Below are 24,882 nucleotides of genomic sequence, written 5' to 3'. Positions count from 1 at the left end.
GATTCTTTAGGCCAGCCTAAAACGCATGTGCGAGCGACCGACTCCAGACGACGCTGGGAGGGGAGCGTGATGGGCGACGACCTCCGGACGATGCGCGAGCGACTCGACGGCCTCGCCAACGAGGACGGCCGCTTCTACGTCGCCTGCGCGCGCACCGGCGAGCGGCCGTTCCCGGTCGGCGGCCTGCGGTTCGCGGACCGCGAGACGGCCGCCGACGCCGTCGAGTTGGCCCGCGCGTACCGCGGGACGCTGGAGCGCTACGACCCGCGAGCGCCCCACTACGACCTCGTCGTCCACGAACAGACCGAACCCGTGCCGCCGGCGGACGCGCCGTCGCTGCCGGACGCGTGCCACGACGTCACCGGCGCGGTGTTCGAGGCGCTGAGCGGGGCCGGCCACCGCGACGCCGAGCGCACGGTTCTGGACGCGTACTTCGCCGCCGCGGAAGCCACCACCGACCCCGACGACCTCTGCGTCGTCCTGCTGCGGTGCACGGCGCGCACGCTCGACGAGGAACTCACCGCCCAGGAGCAGGCGGACGTCCTCGCGGACGCCGCGCGCCGGGCCGACATCGCCGAGGACGCGACCAGCGTCGGCGACGCGCTGGCGACGGTCGCGGGCGCGGATCTCGCTGACGCGCTCGCGGAGACGGCGCACGGCTGGCGGTTCGACCCGACGGTCCGGGTCGTCGACGCCGCCGTCACGCTCCCCGCAGCCATCGCCGTGCTGGCGGTGCAACCGGACGCAGAACCAGTCTTCGACCGCGCCGGCGAGGGTGTCCGCGCGCGACTCGACGGCGGACCCACGGGATTGGCGACCGCTCCCTTACAGTAGTTCGCGCGCCATCTCGGCGGCCGCCGGCGCGCTGTCCGCGAGCAAGTAGACGATTGGTTCGACGCCGAAGCCGCCGGTCTGGTAGAGCACGTCCGCCTCCGGGTGGTCCGCGACGACGGGTCGGAGCGCCTCCGAGGACGCTTCGCCTTCTGGGTCGAACTCGACGGTCTCGTAGCCGAGGTCCTCCAGTTCGTCGACGATAGCCGGGTCGTAGTGGACGTTCAGGCACGCGCGAGCGTCGCTGCCCGCGTCGCGCGCGGCGAGCAGGATGGACGCGACGTGGACGCTGACGCCGAACTCGGGGTCGGCGGGAATCTCCGTGCGCCCCATCACGTCCAGAATCCGGCCGGGGACGCCCGCCACGTCCTCGACGCCGTCGGCGTCGGGCGTGCACTCCACGAGGTTCGAGCCGACCGCGGGGATGAGCGTCGCGAACCCGCTGGCGTGTTCGAGGATGCGGACGCCGCGGCGCACCGAGGAGAGCACGCGCTCGCGGACGCGCACCTCGCTCTCGGGGTCGTGGACGCGGAAGTCCCCCTCGTACTCCGCGAGTTCGGGCATCGCGTCCTCGTGGAGTTCCGCGACGACATCGCCGCGTGCGGACAGCCGCCGAATCAGGACTTCCGCTTCGACGAGTGCCTGCACCTGTGACATGTCGCCGCTCGCGAGCCCCTCGCCGACGCGCTCGACCGTCTCGCGGACGCGCTCGTCGTCGGCGACCGCGTCGTTGACCGTGACCTCGCCGTGGGCGTACTTCGAGACCGCGGACTGGCTGACACCGAGCAGTTCCGCGACCTCGTGCTGAGTGAGCCCGCGCTCGCGGAGGTCCGCGGCGAGCAGCGAGCGGAACGTCGGGAGGAACTCCTCGACGACGACCTCCTCGAGGAACTTCATTGGTCGCCACCGAATTCGCGGTCGCCGCGGATGCGGCTGGCCTGCGGGCCGTCCTGGTCCTGATACTTCGAGCCGCGCTCCTCGCCGTACGGCCGCTCGGCGGGGCTGGAGAGTTTCGTGAACACGAGCTGGCTGATGCGCATGTCCGGCGTGAGCGCGACCGGGACCTTCCCGAGGTTCGAGAGCTCGAGCGTGACTTTCCCCTCGAAGCCGGGGTCGATGAAGCCCGCTGTAGCGTGCACGACCACGGCGAGTCGACCGAGCGACGACCGACCTTCGACTTGCGCGACGAGGTCCGGCGGCACCTCCACGCGCTCTTTCGTGGTGCCGAGCACGAAGTCGCCGGGGTGGAGGATGAACTCGTCGCCGTCCTCGACGACGGTCTCGGTGACGTAGTCCTCGACTTCCTCTTCTCTGTTGGGGTGGATGCAGGGGACGTTCGCGCGCTCGAACTCCAGGAAGCGCCGGCCGAGTCGGACGTCGACGCTCGCGGGCTGGACCTGGAGGTCGATGTCGTCGAGCGGTTCGACGACGAGGTCGCCCTCCTGCAGCCGCGAGAGGATGTCCCGGTCGGAGAGTATCATACTGGGTCGTGAACCCCGGAGCGCCTAAAGGTTTCAGAACAGGCTGAGCAGCCAGCCGCCGTACGCGACGACGACCGCGACCACGAGCGCGCTGCCCTCGTCGGCGTCGAATTCGACGTACAGCCCCTCGGTGTAGATGTACGTCTGCCAGCCGGCGACGACGAACGTGAACGCGCCGCGGAGGAGGCCGGTCGAGCGGAACGTCCACCGGAACTGCCGGGCGAACGTTTCTGGGGTGTCGAAGGAAGCGGACTGGAGCACGAACGCGAGCACGGCGAACGCGAACACCGTGTTGAGAATCGACGGAACGGTCCCCCAGCCGGCGACCGCGAGCGTCTCGCGGAACGTCCCTTCGTGGCCGATGACAGCGCGCGCGAGCAGGTGGAGGACGCCCGCGACGATGACCCAGCCGACGAAGAACAGGACGACGATGCCGACGATTTCCGCGGAGAGCAGACTCCACACCTCGCTGGCGGCGTCGCCGTGGCCGGCCCGTCGGACGCGACGCACGAACAGCGCGGCGAACCCGTAGAGGGCGGCTGCGAGCACGAGCGCGGCGACGCCGACCGCAGCGACGGCTGGCCGAAGGTCGAAGCCGCGTTCCTCGAAGTACCGGCGCGGTCTGGAGAGCGGAGTGCGCGGGGCCATGTCCCGGCCTGCCGGCGGAATCGGCAAATGTCTGTCGGCGTCACGAGTAGCCAACACTTTGCCCGCGCCGCCCCTACGCCGTTGCATGAAGCAGGTCATCGCCGCCCGAACGGACATCGGGATGGGGAAGGGGAAGCTCGCGGCGCAGGTCGCGCACGCCTCCCTGAAAGCCTACGAGTACGCCGACGAGCGGGCCCAGCGCCAGTGGAAACAGCAGGGCCAGACGAAGGTCGTCGTGAAGGCCAGCAGCGAGCGCGAACTCTACCAGATTGCGGAGGAAGCGAAAGCCAAGGGGCTGCCGTCCGCGGTCATCGAGGACGCCGGCCGCACCCAGTTGGAGCCGGGGACGCCGACGGCGGTCGCGGTCGGTCCGGCTGCCGACGCCGACGTGGACGAAATCACCGGCGACCTCTCGCTGTTCTGACGATGCGGGACGCCCACGAATTGGAACGCGCGGTCGGCATGTGGTACTACGCCAGCGACAGCGACGGCACCGGCGGCCGCCTCCGCGAGTCGCCGTCGGACTTCCGCGTCACCGAAATCGAGGACTTCGACACGCAGCCCGTCGACGCCGACCAGGCGGACTACCCGTGGCTCGTGTTGCGCGTGACACTGACGTCGTGGGACACCAACGACTTCGCCCGCGAATTCGCGAACCGCCTCGGGATGAGCCGCGAGCGCGTGACGTGGGCGGGGACGAAGGACCGCCACGCCGTCACCACCCAGTTGTTCGCCGTCCGCGACATCGAGCCCGAGGACGTGCCCGAGATTTCGGACGCGGGCATCGACGTCGTGGGTCGGGCAGGACGTGGCCTCCAGTTCGGCGACCTCGCGGGCAACGAGTTCCGCGTCGTCGTCCGCGACCCCGACGACCCCGAGCAGGCCGACGCGGTCACTGCGGACCTCGCGGCGTTCGGCGGCGGTGAGCCCGGCGTTCCGAACTTCTTCGGCCAGCAGCGCTTCGGCAGCAAGCGCCCCATCACGCACGAGGTCGGGCTCGCCATCCTCCGCGACGATTGGGAGGGCGCGGCGATGGCGTACCTCGGCGCGCCCAGCGAGTACGAGCCGAAGGACAGCCAGCGCGCCCGCCGGTTCGTCGAGGACACCCGCGACTGGGAGGCCGCCTTAGAGGAGTTCCCGAACCGGCTGCGCTACGAGCGCACGATGCTGCACGAATTGGCGGACGGCGGGAGTTTCCGGGATGCCGTCGAGACGTTCCCGTCGAACCTCCAGCGGCTGTTCGTCCACGCCGCCCAGTCGTACGCGTTCAACCGCATGCTCTCCGAGCGCATGGAGCGCGGGCTGCCGTTCCACGAGCCCGTCGAGGGTGACGTCGTCTGGTTCGCGGAGTCGGACGCGCCCGAGGGCGTCGCCCGCCCGGATTCGAGCCGCCAGCAGCGCGTCACCGCCGACCGCGTGGACGTGATGGCGCGCCACTGCTCGCGCGGCCGGGCGTTCGTCACCGCGCCGCTCGTCGGCACCGACACCGAACTCGCCGAGGGTGAACCCGGCGAAATCGAGCGTGCGATCCTCGGCGAACTCGACCTCGAACCGGGGGACTTCGACCTCCCGGGCGAGTTCGACTCCGCGGGGACGCGGCGCGCAGTCCTGCTCCGGCCCGACCTCGATGTCGAACGCGACCCCCTGACCTTCGACTTCGCGCTCCCCTCCGGGAGCTACGCGACGGTCGTCCTGCGCGAGTACTTGAAGACGGACCCGACGGACCTCTGACGGGCGACCCCGTATCAGACGGCCGCGTTCGCACTGCCGTCGGCCGCGAGCACGACGGCGGCGACGACCAGGAGGCCGGCGACAGGGAAGACGTACACCCAGAGTGCGGCCTGCCAGAAGCCCAGGAGAAACAGGGCGCACGCGCCGCCGGCAGCGACGAGCGTCCGCCCCGAGACCACACCAGCAGCACCCGCGATTGCGCTCGCGCCGAGCGCCGCGAACAGCGCCAACCGTGCCGGGCTGTACCCAGGCTGACCGAGATACCAGCCTAGTACGCCGAGGAACGCGGCGACCACGAGGACGGTCAGCCCGCGCACGGCGGCCATTGTGGAGGGCGTCATCACGCCGAAGCGTACTGCCGGCTCGCGGAAAGTACCACCGGCGACGCGACAGTACGGCCGCGACCGCGCGAAACACCGGGCTTTTGCGCGCCGGCACCGTTCTCCGGGACATGGACTGTCGGCGGTGTGGCACGCCCCTGCGCAAGCCGGGCGACTACTGCCTGGTCTGTGACACCGCCAACTGCGACGCCGTCGTCGCCGCCTGCGACCGCGACCACGCGACCCTGACGTTCCTCGACGACGAGGAAGTCGTCGGGCAGACCGACATCGCCACCGTCCCCGAGGAGGGCGGCGAGACCGGCGTCGTCGAACTCCGGAACTTCGCCGGCCGCATCGCCGACGAAATCCGGCGCAAGCGCCCCGAGGACGTCTTCGTCGCGGGCGACCACGACGTGATTCGCGCGGTGCGCGCGGACCTCCACTACGAGGTCTACCGCGTCCCCCGCGAGAACCCCGTCGAGTCGGTGGTCGAACGCCGCGGCGACCGCTCGCTCGACGTCGTCGACGAACCCGCCCGCGAGAAAATCGGCGGCCGCCACTCCACGCTCATCGGCAACCGCGACGGCCAACGCGCGATTCGCACCGTCGCCGACCACCCGAACGTGAAGAAGGTCATCCCGGGCCCCATCGACGCCGGCGGCTCCGGCTCCCGGACGGGCGTCCGCGCGAAGGTCACGCGCGCCGACGACAACGGCAACCTCCGCCTCCTGGTGCGGGACGGCTCCAGCGTCCAGGAAAACCGCGTTGTGACGACCGCGATGAACCGCGACACCGGCGAACGCGTCCGCGCGGACCTCAACGACGCGCTCGCCGAAGAAGAACTACGGGACTGAAGTCGCGCGACGGCCGGCCACGCTGCTCACGGCTCGCGGTGCTCGCCGTTCGCATTAACGTGGCCTCCCGCCGGTCGGACACGCAACGTAGCGTTTATGTGCGCCCCGACGGTAGAAGCGTTCACTATGGCTAAGAAGGGCTCCACGGGGAGCGCCGGCCGATTCGGCGCGCGCTACGGCCGCGTCTCTCGGCGTCGCGTCTCCGAAATCGAGGACGAGATGAACGAGAAACACGCCTGCCCGGACTGCGGTTCCGAGGCCGTCTCCCGACAGGGGACCGGCATCTGGCAGTGCTCGAAGTGTGACTACAAGTACGCCGGCGGCGCGTACAAGCCCGAGACGCCGGGCGGACGCACCGTCAGCCGCTCCATCCGCGCGGCGCTCGGCGAGGGCGAAGCGGACGTCGAAGCCGAGGCCGACGTCGAAGCCGTCGAGGAGTAAGCATGGCGTACAAGTGCTCCCGCTGTAAGCGCGACGTCGAACTCGACGAGTACGGCGGGGTTCGGTGCCCGTACTGTGGGCACCGCGTCCTCCTCAAAGAGCGGAGCCGCGACATCAAGGAAGTCGAAGTCCGATAACGGCCGGTGGACCACTCCACGGAACTGGTTTTCGAGTACGGTTCTCCCGCGGTCGCTCGCACCGTCGAGCGTAGCGTCGCGGTCGAAGCCGGCGACATCGAAGGCGACCGTAGCGAGGCGGCCGTCCGGCGCGAGGACGCGACCGTCACGGTGACCGTCGATGCAGCGGACCTGACCGCGCTGCGCGCCGGGAACAACACGTGGCTGACGCTCGTTGAGGTCGCCGAGCACGTGGCGGACGCTGCCGGCGGCGAGCGGCGCTGAGTCACCCGGAGTCCGGTTCCTGAAGCGCGTCGGCCTCGCGGCACGTAATACGGGGGTTTTTCTGTCGGGCGCGCCTCCCCAGACGTATGCAGGGCAATCTGCCGCCGGAAGCACAGGAGAAGCTCGAGCAGCTACAGGACCTTCAGGAGAAAGCGCAGACGGTCGCGGCCCAGAAGCAGCAGGCCGAGACCCAGCTCACCGAGGCCCAGACCGCCCTCGACGCCCTCGACGACATCGAGGAGGACGCGACGATGTACCGCGAGGTCGGCGAACTCCTCGTGGAGACGGACTACGACGACGCCGCCGACGACCTCGAGGAGAAGGTCGACAACCTCGAAGTCCGCGTCGAGACCCTCTCGAAGCAGGAGGAGCGCGTGCAGGAGCAGTTCGAGGAACTCCAGGAGGAGCTCCAGGAGATGCTCGGCGGTGCCGGCGGCGGCGGTCCGATGGGCGGCCCGAGCGCGTAACTGATGACTGACGAGGAGCCGTCCGACGAGGAAGTCGTCGAGACCGCGGCCGAGGCCGCCGAAGGCCTCGTGTTCTCGCGGCTCGCGACCGGTGACGTCGACGACCTCGACATCACCGTCACGTTCGAGGATGGCGTACTCGACGTGGACGTCTACGTCCACGCGCCGGACGCCGACGCCGACGTCGACCAGGTCGCGGAGGACGCCGCGCTCGCTGCGCGCGCTGCCGTCGACGACCTGTTCGCGGACGAGTAACCGTTCTCGCTCGTTCGTTCTACTGTCCGATGCGTAGCGCCAGCCGTCGCGATTGCGCGACGGTGGCTACGTCAGGAAGAAGATGAGGATACTGATGGCGACGGTGGCGAGCACGGCGAGCGCGACAATCACGCCACCCATCGCGATGACGGCGTTGGCGTGGCTGGCGAGCGTCTCCGTGCGGTCGTTGCCGAACACGGTGACCTCGGCGCGCTCGCTGGCCATGCCGGCTGCGACGGGTTCGAGGTCGGCGACGGCCTCGGCGGTGAGGTCCGTGACGAGGTCGACGAGTTCGCCCCAGTCGATGCTCGCGCCGACCTGGTTCGTGGACTCGACGGTGTTGACGATGTGGGTGTCCGTGGTCATGATTTCCGCGTGGTCGACGCCGTCGAGCGCGTCGATGAGTTCCTCGCGGAGCCCGGGTTCCATGTTGTTCCCGTCGACGAGCACGTACGCCGTGCGGTCGCCGCCCGTGTCGAGGACGGCGACGCGGACGCCGAGCGGGCCGATGCCGTCCTCGGGCCGCCACGTCGTGCGGTCCCACGCGACGCCGAGTTCGAGGCTGTCCTCGTCGGCGTCCCGGAGGCTGCGCGCGGTCTCGCCGGCGGCCTGAATCATGTCGAACGAGCGCTTGCTCCCGGGATAGACGTGTCCGAGGTCGTCGCCGCCGAGCCCGTTGTTGCAGTTGTGGGCGTCCGCCAGCAGGACGTCGTCCATGCCCTCGACGCGGGCCTCGGCGGTCGCGGAGAGGCCGACCGCGAACTCGACGTCGTCGGCGAATTCGGGGGAGAACGTGGAGACGAGGAGCGCGTCGTCGCCGAACGCCTGCCCGAGGAGCTTCGCTTCGCCCTCCTGGACGCGGACTGCGGGGGTCGCACGGTCGCAGTAGTCGATGGACGCGTGGGCGCTCTCGGCGGCGTCGATGAGCGTGTCGACTTCGCGCTCGGTGACGAGGTTGAAGTCGTGGCCGGCGGTGGCGTGGGGAGGGAACGCCAGCCCGGTCGCTGACTCGGCGACGCGCTGTGGGAGGTTCCCGCCGCCGATTTCCCCCATCGGCCCGGGGTGAATCATCGGCAACACGAACCGCGCTTTCTCCTCGCCGTCGTCGGTGTTCCGGAACGCCAGCACCGTCACGGGGACGACCGCTTCCTCGCCAATCTGCTCGAAGAAGTCCTCCAGTTCGCGGGTGCCCTCGGCGATGTGACCGATGAATCCGCTGACGAAGTCGAGGACGCTGACGCCGAGGCTGCGCTTCCACGGGCGGTCGATGGCGAGGACGAGCCCGTAGGCGGCGACGCCGTACAGCGCGGTCAGCAACACCAGCAGCACGAAGTCCCGGGGCGAGAACGCGTACTGAATCTCCGGCGGTGCCTCGGCGGGTCGGGAGAGGTAGGCGTTCACGAGGCGCCCGCCCGTGGTGAGGTAGTTCATCGTGCCGCTGTAGACGAACAACAGCAGGCCCGCAGTCAGCGTCTGGATGCTCGCGGGAATCGCGGCGACCAGCGGTGAGTCCCGGGAGACCGCCAGCACCACGAGGAACCGAATCGCGAACACGAGCCCGAGCGCCGCGACGAGCGCGTCGAAGACGAAGTTCTGCCCGAACCGGCCGGTAATCGTGGCAACGACGCCCGCGGCCACGAGCACGACGACGACCACGACCTCGCAGGCGAACGCCAAAAGCGACGACCGGCTGTACGTGAGTTGGCCGCCGAAGTAGCGGTCGACCGGGGTGGTCGCGAGGCTCGCGACGACCGTCGGTACGCCGATGAAGAACACGCCCTGCCAGGCGTCCTCGAGCACGTACTGGCTGTCGAAGGCCGCGATGCCGGCCAGCGCCGCGATGACCAGCGAGAGCGCGACGCTCGTGTACCACTGGGGCGCGCGGAAGATGTACTTCGAGAGGCCCGCGAGTTCGCCCTGGGTCTCCGTCATGGGCCTACTCGCAGACGTCGACGAAGTTCTCGAAGACCGCTTCGCCCTCCTCGGTGTGCGCGACCTCGGGGTGCCACTGGACGCCGTAGAGGTCGCGGTCGGTGTCCGAGATTGCTTCGACGTCGCAGATGTCGCTACGGGCGGTGCGCGTGAACCCTTCGGGGACGTCGACGACTTCGTCGGCGTGGCTCGCCCAGACGCGGGTCTCGGGCGCGAGCGACCCGACGAGGGGGTCGTCTTCGTCGAGAATCTCGACGTCGACGTCGGCGTAGCCGCCGTAGTCGCCGGACTCGACGGAGCCACCGAGTTCCGTGGCGATGAGCTGCATGCCGAGACAGATGCCGAAGACCGGGATGTCGAGGTCGAGGTAGTCGGGGCAGTTCCCGACGTCGTCCATGTCGGGGCCGCCGGAGAGCACGAGGCCGTCGGCGTCGATGTCCGCCGGCGGCGTCGTGTTGTCGACGGTCTCGGTCTCCACCCCGTCCATGTCCCGGAGCACCCGGTGCTCCAGGTGGGTGAACTGACCGTGGTTGTCGACGACGAGGATGCGTGTCATTAGGGCGGGCTACACGATTCGCGACTAAAAACCCACTCGTTCGGAGTTACAGCGCCGACGGGTCGAAGCGCCGGTTCTCCCGGTCCCACGCCGAGCGGTCGCGTTCTTCGCGCGTGTCGACGTACGCTTCGAGGCCGTTGCCCGCGGGGTCCGAGAAGTACAGCGCCTTGCTGATGCCGTGGTCGACGGGCGTGGAGGGGACGCCGCGCTCGCAGAGTTCGTCGTAGACGCTCCCCAGGTTCTCCTCGGAGTCGACTTCGATTGCGGCGTGGTAGAGGCCGACGCCGCGGCCGGCGTCCGGGGCGTCCGCGCCGACGGCTTGCAGCGCGACGTCGTGGTGGTGCTCGCCCCACGAGAGGAACGCGAACCGTCCCTCAGTCTCCGTGATTTCGAGGTCGAAGACGTCCTCGTAGAACGCGACGGCGCGCTCGAGGTCGCGGACCTTGAGGTGGACGTGGCCGAGGTGGAACGGCGTGTCGTTCATACCGCACGTTTGGCGCGCGGACAGTTAGCCGTCGGGGTCGAACCGGCGGCTACTCGTCGCCGTAGCGGTCGGCCGCGGTGTCGAAGGAGAGTTCGGACTGCTCCTCGCTGCGCCGACCCTCCGCGGCTGCGATGGCCTCGGGGTCGGGGCTGACGTCGTCGTCGATGCGTGCCCACGAGTCGTGGACTTTGGCGTGACACCACCGGCAGAGGAAGACGGTGATTTCGTGGCCGACGTCCTCGCTGTCGTCGTACGCGAGGTGGTGTTCTTCGAGGAGCGGGCGCTCGTCGTCGTGGGCCTGCCGGCGCTCTTCGAGCCCGCAACGCGCGCACTCGCGGTCGCGCTGGCGGCACCGGTAGTGGGGACAGTCATCCCACTCCCAGTCGCCGTCCGCGACCGGACACCGGAAGTCGTCCGCGCGGCGTTCGGCGGCGAACTCCGGGTCGTGCTGGCCGTGCTCGAACGCATATCGGCACTTCCCGTCGTCGGTCGCGTAGTCGCAGACGCCGGCGTGGTCGTAGGGGTCGTCGACCCCGACGGCAGTCCCGGTCGGCGTCTTCTTCACGCCCCGGCGTAGCGACCGGACGGGGTAACGCTTTTCGCTGCCCGCCGCCGACTCCGGGTGTGTACCTCCGCCACGAGCGCGACGGCGAAGCGCGGACGCTCGCGACCGACGTCGACGTCGCCGACTCGCTGTTCGCGCAGACCCGCGGGCTGATGTTCCGGTGGTCGATTCCCGACGACTACGCGCTCGTCTTCGACTTCGACGGCGCCGCCAGCCGCGACGTCCACATGCTATTCGTGCCGTTCGACCTCGACGCTGTCTGGGTGGAGGACGAGGAAGTCCAGCGCGTCGAACGCCTCTCCGCGTGGACGGGCCGCGGCGAGGCGCGCTGCGACACGCTCGTCGAACTTCCGGCGGGCGCGGCCGACGACGTCCGCGTCGGCGACCGTGTCTACCTCGCGAACTGACAGGCAACATCTGTCAGACCCCACACCTTCAAACGTGTGTGGCACGCTACGACATACACACCATGTCGGACCACACCGGCACGGAGGATAGAGTAAGTCGCCTCACGGCGGCTGGCCGAGAAATTCTCCGGCACTAGTTTCCCTGCCGCTCTCGACGGCGGCGCACCCGACGTACAGTTCCTCGACACCACGCTGCGCGACGGCGAACAAGCCCCGGGCATCTCGTTGTCCGCCGACCAGAAGGCGACCATCGCGCGCAAACTCGACGACACCGGCGTCTCCGTCGTCGAAGCCGGCAGCGCGTGCACGAGCGCCGGCGAGCGCGAGACGATTCGCCGCGTCACCGGCCTCGACCTGGACGCGACGGTCACGAGCTTCTGTCGCGGCATCCAGCGCGACGTCGACCTCGCGCTCGACTGCGACGTCGACGGCGTGAACCTCGTCGTCCCCGCCAGCGACCGCCACGTCGAAGAGAAGGTCGGCACCAGCCGCGAGAGCGTCCTCGACACGACCCGCGAACTCGTGGAGTACGCGACCGACCACGGCCTCTGGGTCGAAGTCATCGGCGAGGACGGCTCCCGGGCCGACGACGAATTCCTCGCGGAGCTCGCCGAGACGACGGCGGACGCCGGCGCGGACCGGTTCTGCGTCGCGGACACCGTCGGCCACGCCAGCCCCGAGCGCGTCTACGAACTCGTGGACGCGGTCGCCGACTACGGCCCGGTGAGCGTCCACACCCACGACGACCTCGGGCTCGCCGTGACGAACGCGCTCGCGGGCGTTTCCGCAGGTGCAGACCTCGTCCACGCCACCGTCAACGGCGTCGGCGAACGCGCCGGCAACGTCGCGCTCGAAGAGGTCGCGGTCGCGCTCTGGCACTGCTACGGCATCGAACCGCTGGACACCGAGCGCCTCTACGACCTCGCGTCCACCGTCGCGGAGGCCACGGGCGTCCCGCTCCCGCCGAACAAGGCCGTCTCCGGCGAGAACGCGTTCGCCCACGAGTCCGGCATCCACACCGACGGCACGCTCAAGGACGACCGCATGTACGAGCCGTACTCCCCGGAGGCGGTCGGCCGCGAGCGCCGCCTCGTCCTCGGGAAGCACGCCGGCCGCGCGGGCGTCCGTGCCGCCCTCGCCGAACACGACGTCGAAGTCAGCGACGACGAACTCGCGGAGGTCGTCGAGCGCGTGAACGAACTCGGCGAGCGCGGCAAGCGCGTCACGGACGCCGACCTGCTCGCCGTCGCCGAGGACATCCAGGGCGGCGACCGCGACCGCCGCGTCGAAGTCCTGGACCTCACCGCGGCCAGCGGCGGCGGCACCCCCACCGCGTCCGTCCGCCTGCGCGTGGACGACGAGGAGCACAGCGCCGCCGGCACCGGCAGCGGCCCCGTCGACGCCGCCATCGCCGCCGTCCGCCACGCACTCGGCGACGTCACCTTCCACCTCGAAGAGTACCACGTCGACGCCATCACCGGCGGGACGGACGCCGTCGTCACCGTCCACGTCACCGTCTCCCGCGGCGACCGCACTGTCACCGTCGACGCCAGCGACAGCGACATCACCGCCGCCAGCGTCAACGCCGTCGTCGAAGCCCTCGACCGCCTCCTCCCCGAGAAGGAGGCGACGACGACCGCGGACTGACGCGGTACTTCACTGATTTTCGCAGCCGGCACGTAGCCGACTTCGCTCATACGGGGCGGGACTGAAAGGGGCGGCGCAGTCGCCGAACCCCGGCGTTCGGAAGACGCATCGCGTCTTCCGCAGCCCATCAGAACGCGCAGCGTTCTGAGGACGACGCAAGCACCGCAGCGAAGCGAGGAGCGCAGCGAGCCGCGGGAGTCTCGTGAGTGTAGCGAACGAGACCACGGGAGACGAGCACTGCGAGTCTCCCGACGGGCGAGCGCGCCGGGGCTTTCGAGGAAGCACTAAACTCGACTAAAGCAGAGTCGCGTCGCTGCTCGGTGTAGCGTCGAAGAGAAGCGCCGAGGAGGAGATTTGAACTCCTGAGTCCGTGAGGACAGTTGCTCTCGAAGCAACCGCCTTGGCCAGGCTAGGCTACCTCGGCTCGTTCGGAGGAACGCCGTTGTCGGATTTAGGGATTACGGTTGGCGGAAGCGAGGTCGTGTCAACCGATACCACTAAACGCGACGGACTGAACGAACGCCTATGGACGTCACTGCTGCGAGTGACGAGTGCGACGCCGTCCTGAGCGAGGTCGAGCGCGCGGTCGTCACCGACCGCGAGTTCCTCGAAACGGTCCTCGTCGGGTTCCTGGCCGACGGCCACGTCCTCCTCGAAGACGTTCCGGGCACCGGGAAGACACTGACCGCGCGCAGCGTCGCGACCGCGCTCGGATTGGAGTTCAGCCGCATCCAATTCACGCCGGACTTGCTGCCGGCGGACGTGCTGGGGACGCACGTGTTCAACGAGAAGTCCCGGGAGTTCGAGTTCCAGCCCGGCCCCATCTTCGCGAACGTGCTGCTGGCGGACGAAATCAACCGCGCACCGCCGAAGACACAGGCCGCGCTCCTCGAGGCGATGGAGGAGGGGCAGGCGACCATCGACGGAGAGACGATGGAACTACCCGAACCGTTCTTCGTCATCGCGACCCAGAACCCCGTCGAGCAGGAGGGGACGTTCCCGCTCCCGAGGCGCAGATGGACCGGTTCGTCGCGAAGGCGGGCATCGGCTACCCGGACGAGGCTGGTGAACTGGAATTGCTCCGACGGCGCGCGGGACGGTCCTCGCGTAGTCCGACCGTCGAGTCGGTCCTCGACGCCGAGCGCGTGCAGGCGGTGCGGGCGGTCGCCGAGGACGTGCGCGTGGACGACGACCTCCTCCAGTACGTCGTCTCCGTGGCGCGGGAGACGCGCGAGGACCGCCGCGTCGAGGTGGGCGTGAGCCCGCGCGGCACTCAGCGGCTCTTCGAGACGGCGCGAGCGCGCGCGGTGCTCCGCGGGCGCGAGTACGTCGTTCCCGAGGACGTGAAGCGGCTGGCTCCGAACGTGCTCGCGCACCGGCTCGTGTTGACGCCGGACGCGGCCGTCGAGAACACGGACAAGCGCGAGGTCGTCGACGACGTGCTCGACTCGGTGCCGGTTCCGACCATCGAGACTCAGTCGCCGAGCACGTAGGCGAGGAAGACGGCCGCGAACAGCAGCGCAATCAGGCCGGTCACGGGGAGGCTCGTCGGGCCGAACTGGTAGATGCCGAACCCGAGAGCAGCGGCCAGCGACGCGACTGCGACGCTCCCGGCGGTGTGGACGGCGACGGACTGCGCGACGGTCGCGTCCGCGCCGACGTCGACGCCGAGCATGACGGCGTGTTCGCCGCTGTCGTAGGCGACGAGTGCGGCGACGCCCGCAATCAGCGCGAGCGCGGTCGGGAGACCAGTGGCGGCGGCGACGGCGACGCCGAGGAAGGCGAGCGTGCCGCCGAGCGTGACGTACGACCGGGTCACGCTTCGGGCGCCGAAGACGACCGCCGCGGCTCCGGGGCCGGCGAGCACGAGGCCGGCCGTCGAGCCCACCGCGACCGGGAGCACGACGAGCGCGGCGGCGATGGTCGCGGGAACGACCGCGAGCGTGGGCGGGCGCGCGTCGAACTCGCTCACTGCGACCACCCCCGGCGGGCGGTGGCGACGGCGACCGGGAACGAGTCCTCGGTCGGCCAGTCGACGACGCGGACGCCAGCGCGGCGTAGCGATCGAATTCGGGTGGCGCGCTCGATGCGCGCGACCTGCTGTCCGAGCGTGTCAGAGCCGGTGACGTCCGGCGACACCACCGTCACCGGGTTGCCGCGGGCCTCGAGGCGGCGGAACGCGGGCGCGATGCCGTCCCGCCAGTACGCGACGAGGCCGAGAGCGAGGGCGAACCCGAGGATTGCGAAGCCAGCGGCCGGCGTCGCGAGCACGGGTACGCACACCGGTTCGAGGCGGAACATTTCCTCGCCGTCGGCGGGTTCCGGGTTGTCGAGCCCGTCGCCACCGTCGCCGGACTGGGCGGCGGTGCCACTGGAGTCGGGTCCAGAGCCACCGATGCCGCTGCCGCCGGCTGGCTGCTGGGGGTTCGCGAGCGTCGCGGCCGCCAGCGAGACCGCGAGCACGCAGAGGAGGGCTACCAGGAGGGCGCGTCGGTTGCGGACCACTGCCGGCGTTTACGATGTTGACAGTATAGGTCTTGCGAGCAGTTCACTCACCCCACCAGGTTCGATACTATTCGTGAAGTTTTAAATTAAGTAACGAACCAATCACTCGTAATGCCCGTGCTCGCCGACTACGCCGACCCGTCGCCGGTTCCGCCGGACGACCCGGACGCGACGGCGAACGCCTCAACCATCCTCGTCCCCCGGGCGGAGCGCGGCGGCAAACGCCTCGCTGTCATCGGGCAGCGACGCGAACTCCTCGTCGGCGGCACGGCGGCGCTCGTGAACGTCCTCGTCCGGCCGGCCGAGCGCGCGCTCGCGGCACGCCTCGTAGAGGTCCGATACCGAGCGCCGATAGGAGGTGATGTGCCGGGCGCGCTCGACGGCGGCACGGACGGACCCCTCACAGGACGATGCACACGCGACGTCGGCGTCGAGCGCCGTCGTCCCGATAGCGACGATGGCCGCGTCGGTGGTCGAACGAACCGTATTCACGACGGCAGCGGGGTCGGCAACCGTGGCTGCATCCACGACGACGACGTCGGGGTCGTCGCGAGCGACGACGTCGCGGACTGCCGCAGCGTCGACGGTCACCACATCGTCCGGCAGCACGTCCGCGAGTGACAGCCGGATCCCGTCCGCGACTAGATGTGTCACGTACGGTGTTTCCGCGTTGTCCGGCAAAATATTTTCGGGGACACTGTCGAAAATTCCACCTCGATTCTGTGTGAATTTCCCAACCGGAGCAGTCGGAGGAGTAGCTGTCACTGAGGGTGATTCTGCAGCGGCTGAGAACACGACGCCGCACTTATGTGTTTGCTGTGAAACGTCCGCGTGTATGCGACACGAAGCGTGTGTCATCTGTGGGGGCTGGGCAGTCTTCCTCACCACGTTCGCCCTGACAGCCCTCGTCACGCCAGTGCGGAGCGTGTTCGTCCCATCGCTCCTCAGTGTCGCGTCGGTCCTCCTCGCGACGCCGGTCATCCACACGGGCCTGCGTGCACGCGAGGCAGCGAGTGCGAACTGATAGCGCGACTACGTCTAGTGTCGCGTAAACGGCCACGAATCGACCGGAAAGAAAGTCCGCCCTCCCCGATTTGAACGGGGGGCAAGTCGATCTACAGTCGACTGCTCTACCAGTCTGAGCTAAGGGCGGATGCATTCTTGCCTACGCCGTGGTTCGGATTTAAGGGTTACCATTCGGAAACGGACGACGCGCGTCAGACGCATGAGGTGGGTTGAAGTCCCCGGCGGTGGTACGTACTACCGAACGGGCATGTCGAAGATTACCTTCCGCGCGGACGACGACCTCGTGGACGCCGTCGACGACCTCGACGAGTCCAAGAGCGAGGTCATGCGCGCGGCGCTGCGGGCGTACCTCGACGGCGACGCGTCCGACGCGGACGACAGCATCGACGACGTCGTCGCGGAGCGCGTCGACGAACTCGTCGAGCGGCGACTCGCCCCACGAACCCGCGAGCGCGACGTAAACGTACGAATTACGGTCGATACCGCCGAGGGGCTGCGCGCGGAGCCACGGCGCGACGACCAGCGTGCGCCGCGCCGCGAACCGGCACGCGGCGAGAGTCGCGGGCGGGCAGCGGACCGCAGCCACGAGCAGAGCTGCGCGCAGTGTGGCGAGTCGCTGTCCGACGACCACGTGTTCTGTCCGAACTGTGGGGAGAAGGCGACCCACCGCGTGTTCTGCGAGTGCGGCGACGAGGTGCGAGCGGACTGGTCGTTCTGTCCGCACTGCGGGCGGCGGACCGCGTCGGCGGACGCGCTCGACCGGTAAGACGCTTGTTTACATCCGCCGTTAATTATATACGTTGTGACGCTGTGGGTAGTGGTACGTAAGACGGTTGTCTTACACAGAATCGCACGACAGCGCGGGATTATGACCTGCCAAACGATTCTGTAAGACACGGACGGAACCAAACGCCGTCTTACCACAACGGGGATACCAAAATATGGAGCGTGTGACACTCCGCATTCCGAAACAGCAGATCGACGAGGTCGAACAGATGGTCGAACGGGGTAAGTTCCCGAATCGCAGCGAGGCGATTCGGTCGGCGGTCCGTGAGATGATAGACGAACAAACCGAACAGACCAGCACGAACAGCTGGGCGAAGGTGTAACGATGCAGGACATCGTTCAGGACGCCCTCGACAACGCCGAAGCCGAACAGCGCGAGATGGACGCCAGCGGCGACGGCGACGAATTCGGCGACCCGCGAATCGTCATCGTGGGCGCGGGCGGCGCGGGCAACAACACCGTCAACCGGCTGTACAACATCGGTGTCGAAGGCGCGGACACGGTCGCCATCAACACCGACAAACAGCACCTCAAGATGATCGAGGCCGACACGAAGATTCTCGTCGGGAAGTCCCTGACGAACGGCCTCGGCGCGGGTGGCGACCCCTCGATGGGCGAGCGCGCCACCGAGATGGCCCAGGGCACAATCAAAGAGGTGCTCGGCGACGCGGACCTCGTGTTCGTGACCGCCGGCATGGGTGGCGGTACCGGTACGGGCGCCGCACCAGTCGTCTCGAAAATCGCCAAAGAACAGGGCGCAATCGTCGTCGGCATGGTGTCGACGCCGTTCAACGTCGAGCGCGCTCGGACGGTCAAGGCCGAAGAGGGCCTGGAGAAGCTCCGCGAAGAAGCGGACTCCATCATCGTCCTCGACAACAACCGGCTGCTCGACTACGTGCCCAACCTCCCAATCGGGAAGGCGTTCTCCGTGATGGACCAGATCATCGCAGAGACCGTCAAGGGCATCAGCGAGACGATTACCCAGCCGAGTCTCATCAACCTGGACTACGCCGACATGACCGCCATCATGAACCAGGGCGGCGTCGCGGTGATGCTCGTCGGCGAGACCCAGGACAAGAACAAGACCAACGAAGTGGTCAAGGACGCGATGAACCACCCGCTGCTGGACGTCGACTACCGCGGCGCGAGCGGCGGTCTCGTCCACATCACGGGTGGCCCCGACCTCACGCTGAAAGAGGCCGAGGGCATCGCGGACAACATCACCGAGCGGCTGGACGCGAGCGCGAACGTCATCTGGGGCGCGCGCATCCAGGAGAACTACAAGGGGAAGGTCCGCGTCATGGCCATCATGACCGGCGTGCAGTCCGCGCAGGTGCTCGGACCGAGCACGCAGAAGCAGGCGGACAAGTCCCGCCAGGAGCTCAAGGACGTCGACGCCGACGCGAAGCAGCGCGCCGTCGACGAGGGTGCCGGCACGACCAACGAGTTCGGCGCTCACTCCGACGGCGGCACGGAAGAGGTCGAGAAGAACAACGGCCTCGACGTCATCCGGTAACCTTCCGGTTCTTTTGCGGTCGTCAGTGAACCCGAAGCCGCGGGTGTCGCACGCTTACACTGCGTTCACGGCGTCGACCAGCGCGCACTTCCGGCACTGGTCGCGCGTCGTCGGCGCGCCACACTCCTCGCACTCGCCCACGTCCTCGTCCTCGTCGCTGTACTGGTCGGCCGCGAGCCCCGCGAGCTCCTCGTAGCCAGCCATAATCGAGTGTCGCGTGCCCGGATGGTTCTCCTCTAACTTCAGCAGTAGGTCCTGAATCTCGCCGCGGAACGCCTCGCTGGAGTGTGGACACTCCGCCATGTGAACGGGCAGGTCCCGGAGTTGCGCGTACAGCGCGACCTCCTTCTCCGGGACGTCGCGGAGCGGCTTCGCGCGCGGAATCATGTCCTCCTTGGGCGTGCGCTCGTCGAACGGGCCGAGGCTGGCGTCGAAGTGTTTGGCGACCTGCTCGACGTTCCCCTCGAAGATGTTCATCAGCGCGGTCTCGGCCTCGTCGTCGAGGTTGTGCCCGGTGAGGAGTTTGTCCGCGTCGTACTCCTCGGCGTACTTCGCGAGGAGGTCGCGACGGAACACCCCGCAGTACGCGCAGGGTGCCATGTCCAGCGGGTCGTCGTCGACGACGTCGTCCATCTCGACGTCGAACTCGTCGGCGTACGTGACGACCTCGTGGCGGATGTCGCGGTCCGCGGTGAGTTCCTCGCAGGCCGCGAGGCTCTCGTCGCGGTAGCCCTCGATGCCCTCGTGGATGGTGAGCGCGACCATCTCGATGCGTGGGTCCTCCGCGAACGTCTCCGAGAGGATGTCCGTGAGGACGACGCTGTCCTTCCCCCCGGAGAGTCCGACGACCCACGTTTCGGGGTCTTCGGGCGTCGCGTCGTCGGGCAGCATGTCGTCCTCGCGGATGCGCCGCCGCACCCGGCGTTCGACGCTCTCGAAGAGGTGACCCTCGCAGAGGTGCGCGCCGGAGTACGCCGCGTGCATCACGGCCTCGCGGTCGCACTTGGTGCAATCCATTACGTACACGTTGGCAGCGCCGGCGTTTCACCGTTACGTCTCGACGAACCACCGCGACTCGTAAACCTCATTTCGGGATAACAAATCGGCGGCTGCGCGAGAATCTCGGGCACAGAATCGGTCGCGAAAAAGCGCGAGCGGTGAGTCAGCCCGCGAATTCGGAACTCGCGGCGCGGTCGGCGGCGTCGCGAGCGTCGTGGACGTCGTAGAGCACGTCGGCGGGGTCAACGTCGCCACGCCGGAGCGCTTTGAGCAACGCCGAGCGCTCGTCGGTGTCGAGTTCGTCGATGGTGTCGACGCGTCGCGCTACGTCCTCGACGGCCATGTCCGTCGGCTCGAAGCGCTCGCCGTCCGGCTTCAGTTCCTCGGCGGCCCCCACAGCGTCGAGCGTGTTCAACTCGCGCTCTGCGACGCCGATAGAGACGGCCGCGCGGGTCGCGATTTCGTCCGTCGGCGGTGCGTCGTCGGTCTCGTCGGCGAGTTCGCGGAGCGCTGCGAGCACGCGGAAAGTCTGGTCGCCCATGTGTAGATGCGGTGGTGGATGGCGCTTGACCGTTGTGGCCAGCGCGGCAGTCCGCTGGACTGCCGCGTTAGGCGAACGGTGAACGCAGTGAACCGTGAGCAAAGCGACCCGCGATCGGCCGTCGACCTACGACGTCACTACGAGCAGCCCAATCAATCGGGGAAATTCAGAGAACAGCCGCCGTTACGCCTGGTCGTACTTCTCGGCGTGGAACCAGTCGACGAGCGTGCCTGTGGCTTCCTTCTCGACGCCGTGGGGGACGTAGACGAACGGGATGGGGCGGTCGAACGCGCGCTCGCCGTAGAGCCCCCAGTCACCGACCGAGCGGGTGGTGCCGCCGTACGCGATGGGAATGTCTTCGAGGTCCTGTGGCTCGTACTCGGGCACGTAGGACTGTTCGACCCAGACCTCGTGGTCGGGGACGCCGAGTTCGGCGGCGAGGTCGGTTTCGAGGCGGTCAGCGTGGGCGACGAGCCAGTCGCTGAACGCGTCGAGGTCGGCGTCCACGCGGTCGGCGTACGCGATGCGGTGTTTCCAGCAGGTCTCGGGGAAGCGGCGCGCGCGGAAGCGGTCGTAGAGCGCTGCGAGCGTGGAGTCGGGGTGCTCGCTGGCGGCGACGCGCAGGCGCTCCATGAGCGTGTTGTCGTCGATTTCGTCGTCGAGGATGCGGTCGGCGGTGACCGGTGGTTCCTCGGCGAGCGCGGCGAGTTCGTCGAGGAGTTCGCTGAGGAGCACGTGGGCGTAGACGGACTTGTGGTGCTGGGTCACCCACATGTACACCGCGATGCGGCCTTCGAGGTAGTTGCCGATGGTCGAGAGCGCCTTGTCCGAGAGCGCGAGCCCCTCCTCCGGATGGGCCGTGTAGGAACCGACCATGCGGTCAGTGTCGAAACTGAGCACGTCCGCACCCGTCATCTGGTTGTCCCGCGTGATGTAGTCGAGGCGGTCGACGTCGATGGGCGAGTGCAGAATCTGGGCGGCGACGCCGTGCTGCCAGCGGCCGCCGCGCTCGTACTCGAGGCTGTAGCCGAGGATGTGCGCGCAGACGTCGTGGGGGTCGACGCCCATCTCGTGGAGGCCGTCGGCGAACTCCTCGAGCACGATGAGACAGCCCAGGAGTTCGTGCGCGGACGCCTCCCGAATCGGCGCGTCGCCGACGCCAGCGTCGTCGAACGCCTCGCGGAGCCCGCGGTCGGCGAGCCGATCCTGGAGGTCGTCGGTGTCGATGAAGCGCTCGCCTAGATGCGAGAACGGCGGGTGGCCGACGTCGTGGAGGAGCGCCGCGCATTCGAGCGTGCGCTGGATGTCGTCGAGTTCTTCGGTGGTGGCGTCGCGGTAGAAGTACGACTGCTCGCGGAGGTTCTCGAAGACGGTGCGCGCGAGGTGATAGACGCCCAGCGAGTGCTCGAAGCGCGTGTGGTTCGCGCCCGGGTAGACGAGGTAGGTCGCCGAGAGCTGACGGACGTGGCGGAGGCGCTGGAACGCGCGGTTGTCGAGGACGTTGTCGACGAGCGGCTGGTCGAGTTCGACGTAGCCGTGGACGGGGTCTTTGATTTGCGTGGCTGGCATGGTGAATCGTCGGTCCGAGCGGACCGACCCGAATTACCCGCTCTAGGAGCTCGGCGGGGGTCGGTCTTTCGATTCGCGGCGTCGGTGGGCGCGTGCGGAACCGTTTTCGGCGTTCGCGGGCTACGAGCAGTCGATGGACAGAGCTGCCGCCGTCGACCGGGTGGAGGAGCTCGTCGACACCGTCGCGAGCGAGGAGATGCCGGTCCCCGTGCGCGAAATATGGGTGTACGGCGACGTCGCGCTCGGCCTCGACCCCGTCGAGCGCCTGGACGTCTACCTCACGAAGGACATCCTCATGCGCGGCGACGACGCCGACCGCGCCGGGGAGTTCGAGCGCGAGTACGGCGTGAAGGGCGTCGGGAAGACCGTGCGCGCCTCGTGGGCCGACGACCACCCCGAGTACCTGCGCGCGAACGAAAGCGGCCACGTCGCGCCCGAGCGATGTCTCGCCGCACACCTCCTCGACGACGACGAGCCGATTCACCTCGAAGTGTGCAACGCGGGCTTCGAGGACAACGTCACTCAGCGCCTCGAGGGCGCGCGAGCGACCGAGACCTACGAGAACGTCCTCGACCCGCGCGGCGTCTGCCTGTGGGCCGACAGCGAGCGCAGCGACGACGCCTTCCAGAAGCTCCGCGACGGCGAACTCGTCTTCCCCACGCTCGCGGGTGCACTGGAGATGCTCGGTGCCGACGAGGACGAAGCCGAAGTCGCCGCCGACGCCGTCGAAACCCGCCGGGAGCGGGCCGAGGGCGCGACCGTTCGCGGCGACGTAGTTTGAAGTGCGAAGCCGGGACCAACCCGGCGCGTGACCTGACGACTCGCCGGCTGGGGGAGGCGGGAACGCGGCGGTCCCAGCCGGACGCGATGCCGCCTGTCAGCCCCAGACGCGAAGCGAAACTGCAGTCGGCGATTACTGGTCCTCGAAGCCGTCCTCAAACCGAAACGTCCCGTCGCGCTGGACGACTTCGCCGTCGACCTCGATGTACGAGTCCTCGCTCATGTCCACGATCAGGTCCACGTGCGTCGCGGATTCGTTGAACGGCTGGTCGTCGGGGACACACTCCGCGATGGCGCCGCCGACGGCCATGTGGACGGTGTCGCCCATTTTCTCGTCGAAGAGCATGTTGTAGGTGAACCGGTCGATGTCCCGGTTCATCCCGATGCCCAACTCGCCGAGGCGACGCGACCCCTCGTCCGTTTCGAGGATGCCTTCGAGCGCGGCTTCGTTCTGTCCCGCAGCGAAGTCGACGACCTCGCCGTCCTCGAACCGTAGCCACGCGTCCGTGATTTCCTTGCCCTGCCGGATGAGCGGCTTGTCGAACAGCACCTCGCCGTCGACGCTGTTCGGCACCGGGCACGTGAACACCTCGCCCGCGGGCATGTTCTTCGTTCCCCAGTCGTTGGCCGCGTCCATCCCCGCGACGCTCATCGTGACGTCGGTCGTGTCGCCGGAGACGATGCGGACTTCGTCGGCGGGGTCGAGAATCTCGACCATCTGGGCCTGGAACTCGCGCTGTTCGTCCCAGTCCTTGTTGATTGCGTCGTAGACGAAGTCCTCGTAGGCTTCCGTGCTCATCTCGGCCTTCTGCGCGCCCGCGTCCGTCGGGTGCTGGGTGATGACCCAGCGCTTGCCCAGTCGCTCTTCGAGAATCGGGCCGTTCGCGCGGCTCGCGGCCTGCGACTTCTCCGGGGGCACGTCGCTGGTCTCGAAGGCGTTCCCGTTACCCCCAATCAGGAAGACGACGTCCGTCTCCTCCATCGCGGCGAGGTCGTGGGCTTTCGTCTCGTAGTCGTCGACGTCCATTGCTCGGTTGTACGCGCGCGCCGCGCGAGCGTGTCCCCACTGCGTGGTCGGTCGCGCGCCGACCTCGCCGAGTTTCTCGTACAGCGCGACGACGAGGTCCTCGGCCTCCTTCGACGCGCGCAACAGCACCATGTCCCCGGGCTGGACGTCGGTGCAGTCCTCGACGAGAATCTCGGCGTGGCGGCGGGCTCTGTCGTCCATACGTCGAAATCGACCCGGACGCGAATAAACTCCGGAGAAGCGGAAAACCACCGCAGTTCGTCGGAGATTACTCGGGAACGCGACCGACGGTCACGTAGAACGGCACGGTTTCGACGCGCTCGTAGTCGTTCTCGCGCATCTGCGCGACGACCTCGCGGCCCATCTCGCGCCACTCCGTGCGTAGCGCGTCGTAGGCGTCCGAGGAGAGTCCGCCTGCGGCGAGCGTCGGTTGCTGTTCGGCGAGTCGTTCCCCGGTCGCCTTCCGCGCAGCGGCTTCGAGCGCGGCTTCGCCGTACGGCGGCTGGATGGCCTGCACGTGCTCGTACTGCGTCGTCGAGATGTCGACGAGTCCTGCTTCCTCGAAGCAGTCCGCGGCGTCCGCGCCCAGCGAGACGTTCGTCTCTACGCCCTCGATGTACGCATCGCGGGCGCGCGCCGCGAGCGGCGGCTCGCTCGCGACCGTCGACTCTACGGTGACGGCGGCGTTGTTCGGTTCGACGGCCGCCACGAGGTCCGCGGACACGCGCGAGAACTCCCGGACGGCGGCGACGGGGTCCGGGAGGTTGATGAGCAACGCCTGGCACGCGACGAGGTCGCAGACGTCGTCGCGGAGCGGCAGCCGCGTCGCGTCCCCGACGAGGCGCTCGTCGGCGTCGACGTGCCGGAGGAGGTCGGTGTCCGCGTCGAGCGCGAGCACGTCGGCGTCGGACTCCTCGCGGAACACGCCCGTGAGTTCCCCCGTGCCGCAGCCGACGTCGAGAATCCGCTCGCGGCTGGACAACTCCAGCGCGTCCAACGCCTCGCGCTCGGCCCACATCCCGCGGCGCGTCTCCTCGAGGTAGTCGGCGCTGAATCGGCGCACACCTCCACTGAAAACCGGGGTCGGCAAAAGCGGCGGGGTCCGAACGCTGG

32 protein-coding genes, 2 tRNA genes and 1 pseudogene are annotated in these 24,882 nt (G+C 68.6%); 17 read left to right on the top strand and 18 right to left on the bottom strand.

The window, feature by feature from the left end; all coding sequences use genetic code 11:
• Nucleotides 1-27 precede the first annotated feature (27 nt).
• Nucleotides 28-834, top strand: a complete 807-nt coding sequence (locus LPA46_RS01120) for a DUF7551 domain-containing protein (RefSeq protein ID WP_230891005.1) — start codon at nt 28-30, stop codon at nt 832-834.
• On the opposite strand, the gene LPA46_RS01115 is transcribed toward LPA46_RS01120, so the two are convergent.
• From LPA46_RS01115 to LPA46_RS01105, 3 genes are read right to left on the bottom strand one after another with little or no spacing between them, the layout of a single operon-like run.
• Entirely contained in the window at nt 826-1,728 is a 903-nt protein-coding gene (locus LPA46_RS01115; RefSeq protein ID WP_230891004.1) for a thiamine-phosphate synthase family protein, read from the bottom strand. The genes LPA46_RS01120 and LPA46_RS01115 overlap by 9 nt on opposite strands.
• Complete coding sequence (gene dcd / locus LPA46_RS01110; protein ID WP_230887812.1) at nt 1,725-2,312, bottom strand: dCTP deaminase; 588 nt, start codon at nt 2,310-2,312, stop codon at nt 1,725-1,727. Before dcd ends, LPA46_RS01115 begins: the two co-directional genes overlap by 4 nt.
• A 33-nt stretch (nt 2,313-2,345) precedes the next feature.
• Nucleotides 2,346-2,960 carry a Yip1 family protein gene (locus tag LPA46_RS01105; RefSeq protein WP_230891003.1) on the bottom strand — a complete coding sequence of 205 codons (615 nt, stop codon included), beginning with the start codon at nt 2,958-2,960 and terminating at the stop codon, nt 2,346-2,348.
• Between the two features lie 85 nt (nt 2,961-3,045).
• Between LPA46_RS01105 and pth2 the strand changes: the two genes are divergently transcribed.
• Nucleotides 3,046-3,384, top strand: coding sequence for a peptidyl-tRNA hydrolase Pth2 (pth2, locus tag LPA46_RS01100; protein ID WP_230891002.1), 339 nt, complete (start codon nt 3,046-3,048; stop codon nt 3,382-3,384).
• 2 nt (nt 3,385-3,386) lie between these two features.
• Nucleotides 3,387-4,691, top strand: coding sequence for a tRNA pseudouridine(13) synthase TruD (gene truD / locus LPA46_RS01095; protein ID WP_230891001.1), 1,305 nt, complete (start codon nt 3,387-3,389; stop codon nt 4,689-4,691).
• A 14-nt stretch (nt 4,692-4,705) separates the two neighbouring features.
• Here the strand turns inward: truD and LPA46_RS01090 are convergent, their stop codons facing one another.
• Entirely contained in the window at nt 4,706-5,032 is a 327-nt protein-coding gene (locus LPA46_RS01090) for a hypothetical protein (protein WP_230891000.1), read from the bottom strand.
• 110 nt (nt 5,033-5,142) lie between these two features.
• Here LPA46_RS01090 and LPA46_RS01085 point away from each other — a divergent pair, with 110 nt between their 5' ends.
• The 6 genes from LPA46_RS01085 to LPA46_RS01060 all read left to right on the top strand — a co-directional run bounded on the left by LPA46_RS01085 (nt 5,143) and on the right by LPA46_RS01060 (nt 7,429).
• Nucleotides 5,143-5,865, top strand: coding sequence for a DUF2103 domain-containing protein (locus LPA46_RS01085; protein ID WP_230887817.1), 723 nt, complete (start codon nt 5,143-5,145; stop codon nt 5,863-5,865).
• Between the two features lie 126 nt (nt 5,866-5,991).
• The gene (locus LPA46_RS01080; RefSeq protein ID WP_230890999.1) at nt 5,992-6,306 is read left to right on the top strand and encodes a 50S ribosomal protein L37ae; all 315 of its coding nucleotides are present in this window, start codon (nt 5,992-5,994) and stop codon (nt 6,304-6,306) included.
• A 2-nt stretch (nt 6,307-6,308) separates the two neighbouring features.
• Nucleotides 6,309-6,443 (top strand): DNA-directed RNA polymerase subunit P, encoded by a 135-nt coding sequence (locus LPA46_RS01075; protein WP_230887819.1) that lies wholly within the window; start codon nt 6,309-6,311, stop codon nt 6,441-6,443.
• 6 nt (nt 6,444-6,449) lie between these two features.
• Nucleotides 6,450-6,707, top strand: a complete 258-nt coding sequence (locus LPA46_RS01070; protein WP_230890998.1) for a KEOPS complex subunit Pcc1 — start codon at nt 6,450-6,452, stop codon at nt 6,705-6,707.
• Between the two features lie 86 nt (nt 6,708-6,793).
• A complete protein-coding gene (locus LPA46_RS01065) occupies nt 6,794-7,174 on the top strand; it encodes a prefoldin subunit beta (protein WP_230887821.1) in 381 nt (126 codons plus the stop codon).
• A gap of 3 nt (nt 7,175-7,177) precedes the next feature.
• Nucleotides 7,178-7,429 carry a DUF3194 domain-containing protein gene (locus LPA46_RS01060; RefSeq protein ID WP_230887822.1) on the top strand — a complete coding sequence of 84 codons (252 nt, stop codon included), beginning with the start codon at nt 7,178-7,180 and terminating at the stop codon, nt 7,427-7,429.
• Between the two features lie 66 nt (nt 7,430-7,495).
• Here the strand turns inward: LPA46_RS01060 and LPA46_RS01055 are convergent, their stop codons facing one another.
• The 4 genes from LPA46_RS01055 to LPA46_RS01040 are packed head-to-tail and all read right to left on the bottom strand — an operon-like array spanning nt 7,496 to nt 10,966.
• Nucleotides 7,496-9,361 (bottom strand): DUF2070 family protein, encoded by a 1,866-nt coding sequence (locus LPA46_RS01055; RefSeq protein ID WP_230890997.1) that lies wholly within the window; start codon nt 9,359-9,361, stop codon nt 7,496-7,498.
• Between the two features lie 4 nt (nt 9,362-9,365).
• The gene (locus LPA46_RS01050) at nt 9,366-9,917 is read right to left on the bottom strand and encodes a GMP synthase subunit A (protein ID WP_230887824.1); all 552 of its coding nucleotides are present in this window, start codon (nt 9,915-9,917) and stop codon (nt 9,366-9,368) included.
• A 46-nt stretch (nt 9,918-9,963) separates the two neighbouring features.
• Nucleotides 9,964-10,401, bottom strand: coding sequence for a VOC family protein (locus LPA46_RS01045; RefSeq protein ID WP_230890996.1), 438 nt, complete (start codon nt 10,399-10,401; stop codon nt 9,964-9,966).
• A 49-nt stretch (nt 10,402-10,450) separates the two neighbouring features.
• Nucleotides 10,451-10,966, bottom strand: coding sequence for a DUF7097 family protein (locus tag LPA46_RS01040; RefSeq protein ID WP_230890995.1), 516 nt, complete (start codon nt 10,964-10,966; stop codon nt 10,451-10,453).
• Between the two features lie 59 nt (nt 10,967-11,025).
• Here LPA46_RS01040 and LPA46_RS01035 point away from each other — a divergent pair, with 59 nt between their 5' ends.
• Together LPA46_RS01035 and LPA46_RS01030 are read left to right on the top strand one after the other, a co-directional pair.
• Nucleotides 11,026-11,373 (top strand): DUF192 domain-containing protein, encoded by a 348-nt coding sequence (locus tag LPA46_RS01035; protein ID WP_230890994.1) that lies wholly within the window; start codon nt 11,026-11,028, stop codon nt 11,371-11,373.
• A 111-nt stretch (nt 11,374-11,484) separates the two neighbouring features.
• Nucleotides 11,485-13,020 (top strand): 2-isopropylmalate synthase, encoded by a 1,536-nt coding sequence (locus LPA46_RS01030; protein ID WP_230891625.1) that lies wholly within the window; start codon nt 11,485-11,487, stop codon nt 13,018-13,020.
• Between the two features lie 339 nt (nt 13,021-13,359).
• Here LPA46_RS01030 and LPA46_RS01025 read toward each other — a convergent pair.
• Nucleotides 13,360-13,444 (bottom strand) — tRNA-Ser (locus tag LPA46_RS01025).
• Between the two features lie 101 nt (nt 13,445-13,545).
• On the opposite strand from LPA46_RS01025, the pseudogene LPA46_RS01020 reads away from it, so the two are divergent.
• Nucleotides 13,546-14,513, top strand: a pseudogene (locus LPA46_RS01020) (AAA family ATPase).
• Here the strand turns inward: LPA46_RS01020 and LPA46_RS01015 are convergent.
• From LPA46_RS01015 to LPA46_RS01005, 3 genes are all read right to left on the bottom strand, one after another.
• A complete protein-coding gene (locus LPA46_RS01015) occupies nt 14,495-14,992 on the bottom strand; it encodes a DUF7519 family protein (protein WP_230890993.1) in 498 nt (165 codons plus the stop codon). The pseudogene LPA46_RS01020 and the gene LPA46_RS01015 overlap by 19 nt on opposite strands.
• Nucleotides 14,989-15,525 (bottom strand): hypothetical protein, encoded by a 537-nt coding sequence (locus tag LPA46_RS01010; RefSeq protein ID WP_230890992.1) that lies wholly within the window; start codon nt 15,523-15,525, stop codon nt 14,989-14,991. Before LPA46_RS01010 ends, LPA46_RS01015 begins: the two co-directional genes overlap by 4 nt.
• Nucleotides 15,526-15,708: 183 nt before the next feature.
• A complete protein-coding gene (locus tag LPA46_RS01005; protein ID WP_230890991.1) occupies nt 15,709-16,179 on the bottom strand; it encodes a hypothetical protein in 471 nt (156 codons plus the stop codon).
• Between the two features lie 181 nt (nt 16,180-16,360).
• Here LPA46_RS01005 and LPA46_RS01000 point away from each other — a divergent pair, with 181 nt between their 5' ends.
• Nucleotides 16,361-16,549, top strand: coding sequence for a hypothetical protein (locus LPA46_RS01000; RefSeq protein ID WP_230887832.1), 189 nt, complete (start codon nt 16,361-16,363; stop codon nt 16,547-16,549).
• Between the two features lie 55 nt (nt 16,550-16,604).
• On the opposite strand, the gene LPA46_RS00995 is transcribed toward LPA46_RS01000, so the two are convergent.
• A tRNA-Tyr gene (locus tag LPA46_RS00995) sits at nt 16,605-16,678 on the bottom strand.
• A gap of 120 nt (nt 16,679-16,798) precedes the next feature.
• Between LPA46_RS00995 and LPA46_RS00990 the strand changes: the two genes are divergently transcribed.
• The 3 genes from LPA46_RS00990 (at nt 16,799) to ftsZ (ending at nt 18,853) form a co-directional block, all read left to right on the top strand.
• Nucleotides 16,799-17,317: a zinc ribbon domain-containing protein gene (locus LPA46_RS00990; RefSeq protein ID WP_230891624.1), complete on the top strand. Its 519-nt coding sequence runs from the start codon at nt 16,799-16,801 to the stop codon at nt 17,315-17,317.
• Between the two features lie 175 nt (nt 17,318-17,492).
• Entirely contained in the window at nt 17,493-17,660 is a 168-nt protein-coding gene (locus LPA46_RS00985) for a ribbon-helix-helix domain-containing protein (RefSeq protein ID WP_058981067.1), read from the top strand.
• A gap of 2 nt (nt 17,661-17,662) precedes the next feature.
• Nucleotides 17,663-18,853, top strand: a complete 1,191-nt coding sequence (gene ftsZ / locus LPA46_RS00980; protein ID WP_230887833.1) for a cell division protein FtsZ — start codon at nt 17,663-17,665, stop codon at nt 18,851-18,853.
• Between the two features lie 54 nt (nt 18,854-18,907).
• On the opposite strand, the gene ncsA is transcribed toward ftsZ, so the two are convergent.
• From ncsA to LPA46_RS00965, 3 genes are all read right to left on the bottom strand, one after another.
• Nucleotides 18,908-19,870 carry a tRNA 2-thiolation protein NcsA gene (ncsA, locus tag LPA46_RS00975; RefSeq protein WP_230890990.1) on the bottom strand — a complete coding sequence of 321 codons (963 nt, stop codon included), beginning with the start codon at nt 19,868-19,870 and terminating at the stop codon, nt 18,908-18,910.
• Between the two features lie 145 nt (nt 19,871-20,015).
• Nucleotides 20,016-20,393 carry a hypothetical protein gene (locus LPA46_RS00970; RefSeq protein ID WP_230890989.1) on the bottom strand — a complete coding sequence of 126 codons (378 nt, stop codon included), beginning with the start codon at nt 20,391-20,393 and terminating at the stop codon, nt 20,016-20,018.
• A gap of 183 nt (nt 20,394-20,576) precedes the next feature.
• Entirely contained in the window at nt 20,577-21,962 is a 1,386-nt protein-coding gene (locus LPA46_RS00965; protein WP_230890988.1) for an HD domain-containing protein, read from the bottom strand.
• Nucleotides 21,963-22,095: 133 nt separating this feature from the next.
• Here LPA46_RS00965 and LPA46_RS00960 point away from each other — a divergent pair, with 133 nt between their 5' ends.
• Nucleotides 22,096-22,743 carry a DUF7095 family protein gene (locus LPA46_RS00960; RefSeq protein WP_230890987.1) on the top strand — a complete coding sequence of 216 codons (648 nt, stop codon included), beginning with the start codon at nt 22,096-22,098 and terminating at the stop codon, nt 22,741-22,743.
• Nucleotides 22,744-22,875: 132 nt separating this feature from the next.
• Here LPA46_RS00960 and LPA46_RS00955 read toward each other — a convergent pair whose 3' ends face one another.
• The gene (locus tag LPA46_RS00955) at nt 22,876-23,970 is read right to left on the bottom strand and encodes an aminopeptidase (protein ID WP_230890986.1); all 1,095 of its coding nucleotides are present in this window, start codon (nt 23,968-23,970) and stop codon (nt 22,876-22,878) included.
• Between the two features lie 67 nt (nt 23,971-24,037).
• Nucleotides 24,038-24,832, bottom strand: a complete 795-nt coding sequence (locus LPA46_RS00950) for a class I SAM-dependent methyltransferase (RefSeq protein WP_230890985.1) — start codon at nt 24,830-24,832, stop codon at nt 24,038-24,040.
• Between the last annotated feature and the right edge of the window lie 50 nt (nt 24,833-24,882).

The sequence above is a fragment of the Halobacterium sp. KA-6 genome, assembly GCF_021029015.1.
GTDB lineage: Archaea > Halobacteriota > Halobacteria > Halobacteriales > Halobacteriaceae > Halobacterium.
The sequence above is the reverse complement of the archived record's forward strand: the minus strand, read 5'-3'. Positions and strand labels throughout refer to the sequence as shown.

Excerpts from the sequence above, each read along its gene's own strand:
- LPA46_RS01115 (WP_230891004.1), bottom strand. The coding sequence starts at position 1,728 with ATGAAGTTCCTCGAGGAGGTCGTCGTCGAGGAGTTCCTCCCGACGTTC.
- dcd (WP_230887812.1), bottom strand. The coding sequence starts at position 2,312 with ATGATACTCTCCGACCGGGACATCCTCTCGCGGCTGCAGGAGGGCGAC.
- LPA46_RS01105 (WP_230891003.1), bottom strand. The coding sequence starts at position 2,960 with ATGGCCCCGCGCACTCCGCTCTCCAGACCGCGCCGGTACTTCGAGGAA.
- pth2 (WP_230891002.1), top strand. The coding sequence starts at position 3,046 with ATGAAGCAGGTCATCGCCGCCCGAACGGACATCGGGATGGGGAAGGGG.
- truD (WP_230891001.1), top strand. The coding sequence starts at position 3,387 with ATGCGGGACGCCCACGAATTGGAACGCGCGGTCGGCATGTGGTACTAC.
- LPA46_RS01090 (WP_230891000.1), bottom strand. The coding sequence starts at position 5,032 with ATGACGCCCTCCACAATGGCCGCCGTGCGCGGGCTGACCGTCCTCGTG.
- LPA46_RS01085 (WP_230887817.1), top strand. The coding sequence starts at position 5,143 with ATGGACTGTCGGCGGTGTGGCACGCCCCTGCGCAAGCCGGGCGACTAC.
- LPA46_RS01080 (WP_230890999.1), top strand. The coding sequence starts at position 5,992 with ATGGCTAAGAAGGGCTCCACGGGGAGCGCCGGCCGATTCGGCGCGCGC.
- LPA46_RS01075 (WP_230887819.1), top strand. The coding sequence starts at position 6,309 with ATGGCGTACAAGTGCTCCCGCTGTAAGCGCGACGTCGAACTCGACGAG.
- LPA46_RS01065 (WP_230887821.1), top strand. The coding sequence starts at position 6,794 with ATGCAGGGCAATCTGCCGCCGGAAGCACAGGAGAAGCTCGAGCAGCTA.
- LPA46_RS01060 (WP_230887822.1), top strand. The coding sequence starts at position 7,178 with ATGACTGACGAGGAGCCGTCCGACGAGGAAGTCGTCGAGACCGCGGCC.
- LPA46_RS01055 (WP_230890997.1), bottom strand. The coding sequence starts at position 9,361 with ATGACGGAGACCCAGGGCGAACTCGCGGGCCTCTCGAAGTACATCTTC.
- LPA46_RS01050 (WP_230887824.1), bottom strand. The coding sequence starts at position 9,917 with ATGACACGCATCCTCGTCGTCGACAACCACGGTCAGTTCACCCACCTG.
- LPA46_RS01045 (WP_230890996.1), bottom strand. The coding sequence starts at position 10,401 with ATGAACGACACGCCGTTCCACCTCGGCCACGTCCACCTCAAGGTCCGC.
- LPA46_RS01000 (WP_230887832.1), top strand. The coding sequence starts at position 16,361 with ATGCGACACGAAGCGTGTGTCATCTGTGGGGGCTGGGCAGTCTTCCTC.
- LPA46_RS00990 (WP_230891624.1), top strand. The coding sequence starts at position 16,799 with ATGTCGAAGATTACCTTCCGCGCGGACGACGACCTCGTGGACGCCGTC.
- LPA46_RS00985 (WP_058981067.1), top strand. The coding sequence starts at position 17,493 with ATGGAGCGTGTGACACTCCGCATTCCGAAACAGCAGATCGACGAGGTC.
- ftsZ (WP_230887833.1), top strand. The coding sequence starts at position 17,663 with ATGCAGGACATCGTTCAGGACGCCCTCGACAACGCCGAAGCCGAACAG.
- ncsA (WP_230890990.1), bottom strand. The coding sequence starts at position 19,870 with ATGGATTGCACCAAGTGCGACCGCGAGGCCGTGATGCACGCGGCGTAC.
- LPA46_RS00970 (WP_230890989.1), bottom strand. The coding sequence starts at position 20,393 with ATGGGCGACCAGACTTTCCGCGTGCTCGCAGCGCTCCGCGAACTCGCC.
- LPA46_RS00965 (WP_230890988.1), bottom strand. The coding sequence starts at position 21,962 with ATGCCAGCCACGCAAATCAAAGACCCCGTCCACGGCTACGTCGAACTC.
- LPA46_RS00960 (WP_230890987.1), top strand. The coding sequence starts at position 22,096 with ATGGACAGAGCTGCCGCCGTCGACCGGGTGGAGGAGCTCGTCGACACC.
- LPA46_RS00955 (WP_230890986.1), bottom strand. The coding sequence starts at position 23,970 with ATGGACGACAGAGCCCGCCGCCACGCCGAGATTCTCGTCGAGGACTGC.